10 protein-coding genes are annotated in these 9,146 nt (G+C 38.9%); all 10 read left to right on the forward strand.

The window, feature by feature from the left end; all coding sequences use genetic code 11:
* Positions 1-282 precede the first annotated feature (282 nt).
* Positions 283-822: a sporulation initiation phosphotransferase B gene (locus tag V7112_RS04755; protein WP_335416187.1), complete on the forward strand. Its 540-nt coding sequence runs from the start codon at positions 283-285 to the stop codon at positions 820-822.
* 34 nt (positions 823-856) lie between these two features.
* A complete protein-coding gene (gene obgE / locus V7112_RS04760; protein ID WP_335416190.1) occupies positions 857-2,143 on the forward strand; it encodes a GTPase ObgE in 1,287 nt (428 codons plus the stop codon).
* A 30-nt stretch (positions 2,144-2,173) separates the two neighbouring features.
* Positions 2,174-2,614, forward strand: coding sequence for an ACT domain-containing protein (locus V7112_RS04765; RefSeq protein WP_335416193.1), 441 nt, complete (start codon positions 2,174-2,176; stop codon positions 2,612-2,614).
* An 11-nt stretch (positions 2,615-2,625) separates the two neighbouring features.
* A complete protein-coding gene (pheA, locus tag V7112_RS04770) occupies positions 2,626-3,480 on the forward strand; it encodes a prephenate dehydratase (protein WP_335416194.1) in 855 nt (284 codons plus the stop codon).
* A gap of 160 nt (positions 3,481-3,640) precedes the next feature.
* Positions 3,641-5,113: a SafA/ExsA family spore coat assembly protein gene (gene safA, locus V7112_RS04775; protein ID WP_335416198.1), complete on the forward strand. Its 1,473-nt coding sequence runs from the start codon at positions 3,641-3,643 to the stop codon at positions 5,111-5,113.
* A 224-nt stretch (positions 5,114-5,337) separates the two neighbouring features.
* Complete coding sequence (locus tag V7112_RS04780; protein WP_335416200.1) at positions 5,338-6,252, forward strand: YhcN/YlaJ family sporulation lipoprotein; 915 nt, start codon at positions 5,338-5,340, stop codon at positions 6,250-6,252.
* A 330-nt stretch (positions 6,253-6,582) separates the two neighbouring features.
* Entirely contained in the window at positions 6,583-7,107 is a 525-nt protein-coding gene (locus V7112_RS04785) for an intercompartmental signaling factor BofC (protein ID WP_335416204.1), read from the forward strand.
* Between the two features lie 123 nt (positions 7,108-7,230).
* Positions 7,231-7,833 carry a Holliday junction branch migration protein RuvA gene (gene ruvA / locus V7112_RS04790; RefSeq protein ID WP_335416207.1) on the forward strand — a complete coding sequence of 201 codons (603 nt, stop codon included), beginning with the start codon at positions 7,231-7,233 and terminating at the stop codon, positions 7,831-7,833.
* Positions 7,834-7,846: 13 nt separating this feature from the next.
* Entirely contained in the window at positions 7,847-8,848 is a 1,002-nt protein-coding gene (gene ruvB, locus V7112_RS04795; protein WP_335416210.1) for a Holliday junction branch migration DNA helicase RuvB, read from the forward strand.
* Between the two features lie 7 nt (positions 8,849-8,855).
* Positions 8,856-9,047 carry a DUF2905 domain-containing protein gene (locus V7112_RS04800; protein ID WP_335416213.1) on the forward strand — a complete coding sequence of 64 codons (192 nt, stop codon included), beginning with the start codon at positions 8,856-8,858 and terminating at the stop codon, positions 9,045-9,047.
* The last annotated feature ends 99 nt before the right edge of the window (positions 9,048-9,146 follow it).

Here is a 9,146-nt window from a genome sequence, read left to right on the forward strand (position 1 = left end):
GAATAAAGTTAAAAAACTCCGGAGGATGCCACTGATTTTCAAAGGAAGTTTTTCGAACAGTAAGATCGAAGACTAAAGACGCCACATCCTGTGGCAACGTCTTCATGACCCACATCGTGTGGGCCTAAAAATCTGGGCGCAAATACGCTATGGCGTATTTGATTTAATCAAGAAACGTACGTTTAGAATAGTGTTATTTTTCAAGGTTTGATATAATTTTTAGACAAGATTCAAAATCAAAAATGTTGTTTTTGGCGACATTTGAATTTTAGGGGAAATGACATGAATAAAAATTGGAGTACGATTGATGTATTAAAACATACACGTCACGATTGGTTAAATAAAATCCAACTGATCAAAGGTAATATTTCATTAAATAAACTAGATCGGGTTAAGACCATCATCGAAGAAATTGTAATAGACGCTCAAAATGAAACACATCTTACAAATTTACAAATTCCATCCTTTGCTGCACTTATCATGACCTTTAATTGGGAGCCACATAAATATCAATTAGACTATGATCTTGTCGGTGATATTCGAAACTTATCAAACCACGATATGAATTTAACGGAATGGACCACGCAATTTTTTGCCATACTTGAAGAAGCAGTAGATGATTTGGGAGAAAATCATTTATCGCTCACGATAGACTGTTCTCATGAGGAAACTCGATTCTTTTTTGATTTTAGTGGAATACTAAAAAATAGGGAAAAGCTAACAAATTGGCTACATGCGGTGGGCCAAACAGAACAATTCCCGAAACTAACAGAATATAAAGTACATAATGAAGAAGTAAGTTTAACACTACTTATTGCATAAAGTTTTAAAGTGCATAAACAACCGGAGGTAAGACATGTTTGTTGATCAAGTCAAAGTGTATGTAAAAGGTGGAGACGGTGGTAACGGAATGGTTGCATACCGTCGTGAAAAGTATGTTCCAATGGGCGGGCCAGCAGGCGGAGACGGAGGTAAAGGTGCCGATGTCATATTTGAGGTAGAAGAAGGTCTAAGAACCTTGATGGATTTCCGGTATCAACGCCATTTCAAGGCAAAGCGTGGAGAACATGGAATGTCTAAAAATCAGCATGGTAAAAATGCGGAGCCGATGCTTGTAAAGGTTCCACCTGGAACCGTCGTAACAGATGATGATACAGGTGTGGTCATCGCGGATTTAACACAGCATGGTCAAAGAGCAGTCATTGCGAAGGGTGGCCGTGGCGGAAGAGGCAACTCCCGATTTGCGACACCTGCCAATCCAGCACCGGAAATTGCTGAAAATGGTGAGCCTGGACAGGAGCGTTATGTAAGACTCGAACTAAAGGTTTTAGCTGACGTAGGACTTGTTGGTTTTCCAAGCGTAGGAAAATCAACCTTATTATCCGTTGTGTCTGCAGCAAAACCAAAAATTGCAGAATATCATTTTACTACAATTGTTCCAAACCTTGGAGTTGTAGAAGCAGAAGATGGACGCAGCTTTGTAATGGCCGATCTTCCAGGTCTCATTGAAGGGGCACATCAAGGTGTTGGTCTTGGACATCAATTTTTACGGCATATTGAAAGAACGAGAGTCATTGTTCATGTTATTGATATGTCTGCAATGGAAGGGCGCGATCCTTACGAAGATTATCGTACGATCAATCAAGAATTAAAGGAATATAATCTTCGTTTAACTGAACGTCCGCAAATTATTGTTGCAAATAAAATGGATATCCCCGAAGCGGAAGAAAATTTAAAGGTATTTAAAGACAAGCTTCAGGAGGATGTTAAAATTTTTCCGATTTCGGCTATTACAAGACAAGGTCTTCGTGATTTGTTATTTACTATTGCCGACTTGCTTGAAACGACTCCAGAATTTCCACTTGAAGTTGAAGAGGATACAAGCAATCATCGTGTGATGTACCGTCATGAAAAAGAAGAAGTGGATTTTGTGATTTCACGTGAAAGTGATGGGTCATTTGTGATTACCGGGGAACGAGTTGAAAAACTCTTTAAAATGACTGACTTTTCAAGGGATGAATCTGTGAAACGATTTGCCCGCCAACTAAGGGGAATGGGAATCGATGACGCACTTCGTGAAAAAGGTGCAAAACACGGAGATATCGTAAAATTACTCGAATATGAATTTGAATTTATAGAATAAATAGAATGTAAAGTAGGGGGAGTAGCTTACATGGATGGCAAATTCTATCTGGTTCGTGAGGATGTACTTCCAGAAGCGGTTCGTAAAACCTTAGACGCCAAGGAATTATTAGACAGTGGGCAAGCGCAGTCAATTGCAGAAGCTACACAAAAAGTAGACTTGAGCAGAAGTGCCTATTACAAATACAAAGACACTGTCTTTCCTTTTCACACAACGGTTAAAGAAAAAATTATTTCATTATTTTTTCATCTGGAGGACCGCTCTGGTACACTTTCACAATTATTAAGAACTGTGGCAGACACTGGTTGTAATGTGTTAACAATCCACCAAACAATTCCGCTTAGGGGAAAAGCGAACGTAACACTCTCATTAAATACATCAGGCATGCATGGTGAAGTAACTGACCTCCTTACTAAACTTCGAAAACTCGAATTTGTAGATAAAGTTGAAATTCTTGGAACAGGAGCATAGGGGGAGACGAGATGAATATTACGACCGTAGGATTTTTGGGGCCAAACGCAACATTCACAGCACAAGCGGTTGCAAACATTTTTCCTGGTAAGGAAAACAAACCGTATCGGACAATCCCTGCATGTATTGATGCAGTGGAAAATGGGGAAGTCGATGTAGCTGTTGTTCCAATTGAAAATACAATTGAAGGAACTGTAAATTTAACAATTGACTATTTAATTCATGAAAAGCAATTGAAAATTGTTGGTGAAGTGATTATTCCGATTAAACAGCATTTAATGGTACACCCAGAGAATACGAACGATTGGGAAAGAGTTGAAGGAATTTATTCACACCCCCATGCGATTGCACAATGTCATAAATTTTTATACAATAGCTTTCCAAATATACAGCCGATTGAAGCTAGTTCAACTGGTGCCTCAGCTAAATTCGTAAGTGAGCATCCTGATCAAAAGTTAGCAGCGATTGCTAATTCATTTGCTGCCGAGGAATATGGTTTAACGATTGTTAGGCATGATATTCACGATTTTGACAACAATCATACTCGATTTGTTGTCCTTCATAAAGAGATGCTAGATTTAGAAATTCCGAAAGACAATACAGGTAATAAAACAACATTAATGGTTACATTGCCATCAGACCAAGCTGGAGCACTACATCAAGTATTATCTGTATTTGCGTGGCGAAAATTAAATTTATCAAAAATCGAATCAAGACCTATGAAAACAGGTCTTGGAAATTACTTCTTTTTAATTGATATTGAACAAAAAATGGATGAAATATTAATCCCAAGTGCAATTGCTGAATTAGAGGCACTGGGAAGTGGGGTTACCGTGTTAGGAAGCTATCCATATTATCGAATTTAAGACTTGGCCTCTGGCTAAGTCTTTATTTTTTTACAGCATGGCAAGTATCTTTACTGCACATAATTTGTGAAGCCTACGCATAAGTTGTGATGAGAAATAGTGGCAATTTGCCTATTTTGTCATAGTATGTATGGACTTATGTATAGGAGGGGAAAATCGCGTGAAGATCCATATCGTTCAAAAAGGCGACACCTTATGGGAAATTGCGGAAAAATATGGAGTCGACTTTGGGGAACTAAAAGCCGTTAATACCCAGTTGAGCAATCCGGATATGATTATGCCTGGTATGAAAATTAAAGTACCAACTGGAACTGTTCATGTAAAAAAAGAAGCACAAATTGGCGGGGCCAAAAAAGAAGCACAAATTTATGTAGCACCTAAAAAGGAAGAGCAAATTCAACATCCATTTGCTAACATTACTCCGCAACCATTTCCAGTAATGGAAGTAGAAGAAGAGGTACCAGAGGTCGAAGAGGAAGTTAAAGGAGTAGAAACTGGTCCATATATTCCTCAAATGCCGCAAATGCCAATGATGCCACAGATGCCAGTAGCACCACCACAAATGCCCGTGATGCCACAGCCGCAATATCAGCCGCTAGAAATTGATATCAATAATTTTAATTTGATGGGGATGGGGATGCCACAAATTCCAACAGCACCACAGAATGTTTTACCAGGGATGCTGTCACCAGAGGAAGATGATTTTGAATCAGAGGAGGATTTTGGAGTAGAGATGCCACAAATGCCTGTAATGCCACAAATGCCGATACAACAGCCTGTAATGTTCAATAATTGCGTGCCAATTTCACCTGTAATGCCTGGTTATGGTTTTAATTTTGTTCCAGGGTTTCAGGGTGGTTTCCCGCCACAGGGACCATTTAACCCTATGAGTGGATTCCCACGTACAGAAGGTGTAAAAGAGGAAGTTAAAGAAGAAATGGCACCTTTCCCAGCAGCACCTATTCAAATGCCACCTGTTCAAATGCCACAACCACATCCATTTGAAATTGATATTAACAATTTTAATATCATGCAGACACAAATGCCTCAAATGGTCGGGGGTGTGGAAGAAGAAATGGAAGAAGCTGAAATGCCACTAATGCCACAAATGGCACCAATGCATGCACCGCCGTTTCCAATGGGCCCATGTGTACCGGTTTCACCTGTAATGCCTGGACCTGGCTTTACTGGAGGCTTCCCAGGACCAGGAGCAGGACCGATGCCGTTTGGACCAGGTATGCCAATGCAAACTGCTCCGCAAGGTGTAAGTCCAGTGATGAGTAACAATCCATTTGGTAATTCAACAGCACCAGGTTTTGCAGGACCAATGAATCCACAAATGATGCCATCACAATTCTATAATAAAAGAGATTGTGGTTGCGGTGGATCAAAGCCGCCATATGTAGGGCAATTTCCACAACAAGGATTTCCGATGGGTCAACCAGGATTTCCGGGACAATTTCCACAACAAGGTTTTCCAATGGGGCAACCAGGATATCCAGGACAATTTCAACCACAATTCCAAGGTGGTTCTCCAGGATATCAAGGTGGACCATTTGCTATGAATCCAAATCAACAAATGGCGTTTAACCCAATGTATAACATGCCTGATGTCGATGAAGACCTAGATTAAAGTAAATTCTTACAAATTTGCAAGGGCGAATAGGAAATTCGTCCTTTTATTTTTTAGTATAGTGGTTTAAGAAAAATTTATTTTGAACATGTTAAAAACATCAAGAAAAAATTTGCCCAAAATTTTAATAACCTTCTAATAACTAACAGAAATAATCCTCCTTTGAAAAGCCAACCTAAATATGAACATGTATTTTGTTCAAAAGGTCAAAGGGGGTTATTGTATTGAGGAAAATACTCTATTCAGTTTCAACTGCAGCATTATTGCTTGGGGGTCTAACGGCTTGTAATACCAACCAAGGGGCAGCTCCAAATCAGAATTATAATGATAATGCCAGACCTATTGGGTATTACTCAAACGAAAATGTTCGTGACGATAATATCCGCAACGGAAATGGATATCGTCTCCGCGACAACGATGGTCCATTAACAGAGATTATGGACCGCAATGGCAACAATTTCAACAGAAACAACCGCACCGGCGTTATGAACAACAGGAACGACAGAAATAACAGAACCGGTATCATGAACAATCGGTTTTACAGAAATAACAACACCGGTCTTCTAGACAACGATAGAACAAGAAACAATCGTCCTGGAATTATGAATTATCGCGATGAACAGCGCCGAAATGGCATAATGAATAATCGCGATGGTCGTACAATAAACCCTTATAATGATGGCAACCCAAATACAATTGGATATAATAGACATGGATATGCCGATCGCAACTATAGCAGCCATCTCAATGACAATAACCATAAGGTTCAAACATATGGATATTACAATGACAATGGAAATTTAGTTCGTAAAATTTCCGAACGGGCTGCAAAAGTTAAAAATGTCGACGATGCTCGTGTTATCGTGACAGATGATAATGTATTGATTGCTGTTGATACGAATGACAATAACAACCGCAATAATGTTCAGAATGCAGTTGAAAAGGCAGTTGCACCACTAGCAGGTAATCGAAATGTCAATGTTGTGACTGATGAGGGTACTTTTACACGAGTACGTGACATCGATAATGACATTCGTAATGGAAACAGACGCGAAACGATCGATGCTGACATAAAGGACCTCTTTAACAACATTGGAAATACCATTAAAGAACCGTTTACAAATCATAATAGGGGTTAAGTATATGGGGTGTCCTTTTGGGGCATCCTTTTTTTATTGAGAAAAAAAGTGAAAAATATTGGATAAACCTGTTAATTTTGGTCACACTAATGGATGTAGGGCGGTCATCGCAAAAATCTAAATATAACTTTATTCAGCGGAATAAAGTTATAGCTTCCGGCGGATGCCACGATTTTTCAACGGAAATTTTTCAAGCAGTAACTAACAACGCCACTTCCTGTGGCAACGTCTTTTTGACCCACTTCCTGTGGGCCTAAAAATCGAGCGGCAAATACGCCAATGCGCATTTGATTTAATAGTTGGCAACTAATTGTAAGAGGTGATGCCAAAATGAGAACGATCGTAAAAGTGATCGTTTGTCTAGCAGTTGTATTAATATTGCCAAGCTTTTCAGGAAACAGTGCAGAATTAACTGAGGAAAATGATGCAGTTCAAGAGGTGAATGGTCCGTTGGAAGTCACGGTCATTCTTGAACGTGTTTATGTGGATGGTGAGGTAAGTGAAGAAATTCTGAAAGAAACTATCCTATCGATGGAAGACTTTTGGGCATATTACGACGATTGGAGCTTAGTACATCAGGATGAAAATCAGGTTGTTTTTCAACAACGTATAGACGATATTTCGCCATTACTTAAAACAAATGGCTATTTTGGCTTGACTGAAGATGGAATTTTATCTATTTTTAACGGAAAACCCGATGAATCTGATAAAGTCATTCAATCATTCTTTCAAATTGATGTTGAAAAGCTTGAAAGTTACCAGCATGATTTATTAAAAAAAGGCATCAAGGTTGGCACAAAGGACGAATATATTAATGTGATTGAAACCTATAAAACATATACATCCTCCCCTTAATACTTAGACATTGGAGAGACTAGAAAAACTTCTAGTCTCTCTTTTACTTTTATTCATCCTTTTTAGTCTTTTTTTGTTGAATATGATAAAATGATGTACAGCAAAGTAGGGGAGAGAAGATGTTTGATTGAATTTATTAAAGGAACGGTTGATTATATAAATCCTGAATACATAGTTATTGAAAATAACGGAGTAGGCTATCAAATATATACGCCTAATCCATTTGTTTTTAATAGAGAAAAACAGGAAACTGTTTATACATATCAGCATGTTAGGGAGGATATATTGGCTCTCTATGGCTTTAAGACACGTGAAGAACGTGCTTTATTTTTGAAATTAATAAGTGTTACAGGGATTGGTCCCAAAGGTGGGCTTGCGATTCTTGCATCTGGCGAACCTGAGCAGGTCATTCGAGCGATTGAGAATGAGGATGAAAAATTTTTAATAAAGTTTCCTGGTGTTGGAAAAAAGACAGCTCGCCAAATCATTTTAGATTTAAAAGGAAAGCTTCATGACCTGATACCTTCATTTCAAGCTGATTTATTTTCTGAAGATCATGAGTTTGAGAGAGATACCAGTCAGACAGAGCTTGATGAAGCTGTTGAAGCTTTAAAAGTGTTAGGTTATGCAGAAAGAGAAATCAATAAAGTCTTGCCTGAATTAAGAAAAGAGAAGTTATCTACAGATCAATATATTAAGAAGGCTTTACAAAAGCTATTAAAATAAGGGGGTTGCTTGAATGGAGGACAGAATCGTTTCAGGGAGTGCTAATTACGAAGAGTCAGCAATCGAGCAGAGCCTTAGACCGCAAACCTTATCCCAATATATTGGACAAGAAAAGGTAAAATCAAATTTATCTATTTTTATTGAGGCTGCAAGAATGAGGCAGGAAACCTTGGACCATGTCTTATTATATGGCCCTCCTGGGCTCGGGAAAACGACACTTGCTACCATTATTGCGAACGAAATGGGCGTAAATATACGCACCACCTCTGGTCCAGCGATTGAAAGGCCTGGAGACCTAGCAGCTATTTTGACAGCACTTGAACCAGGTGATGTCCTATTTATTGATGAAATCCATCGACTTCAACGTTCAATCGAGGAAGTATTATATCCTGCAATGGAGGATTTTTGTTTGGATATCGTGATCGGAAAAGGACCAGGGGCACGCTCTGTCAGACTCGATTTGCCCCCCTTTACTTTAGTCGGAGCAACCACACGAGCTGGTTCTTTATCCGCACCATTACGGGATAGATTTGGTGTGCTTAGTCGTCTTGAATATTACAATGAAAATCAGCTTGCTGATATCGTAGCAAGGACAGCGGAATTATTAGAGGTTGAAATCGATAAACAGGCTGCACATGAAATCGCAAGACGGTCAAGAGGAACACCAAGGATTGCCAACCGTTTGCTAAGGCGGGTAAGGGATTTCGCACAAGTTCAAGGAGACGGAACGATAACGACACAAATGGCAAATAATGCTTTAGAATTACTTCAGGTTGACCGTTTAGGACTTGATCATATTGACCATAAATTACTTAAAGGAATCATTGAGAAGTTTCGTGGTGGTCCAGTTGGACTTGAGACTATTTCAGCCACAATCGGTGAAGAGGCTCTTACAATTGAAGATGTTTACGAGCCATACCTTCTTCAAATTGGCTTTTTGCAGAGAACCCCACGTGGTCGAGTCGTAACGGACCTTGTTTATCGACATTTTCAAATTGAGATTCCGAAGGAGTAAATGAAACATGGGAAAAATGCTAATGATAATGGGTATTCTATTATTAGTTATTGGTTTTATCATGCATTTTATTGGAAAGCTTCCAGGGGATATTGTCGTAAAAAAGGGAAATACAACCTTCTATTTTCCAATAGTAACATCAATAGTAATTAGCATTCTTTTATCATTGATTTTTTATGTATTTGGTCGGTTTCGTTAAAATTAACTTTATTCAGTCAAGGTCAACTTGACTGAATAAAGTCAAAGCCTCTGGCGGATGCCACAGATTTTCAAAGGAAACTTTTCGAGCATAAGATCA

This window comes from Bacillus sp. JJ1566, from assembly GCF_036962685.1.
In the GTDB taxonomy this organism is placed as follows: domain Bacteria; phylum Bacillota; class Bacilli; order Bacillales; family Bacillaceae_L; genus Ferdinandcohnia.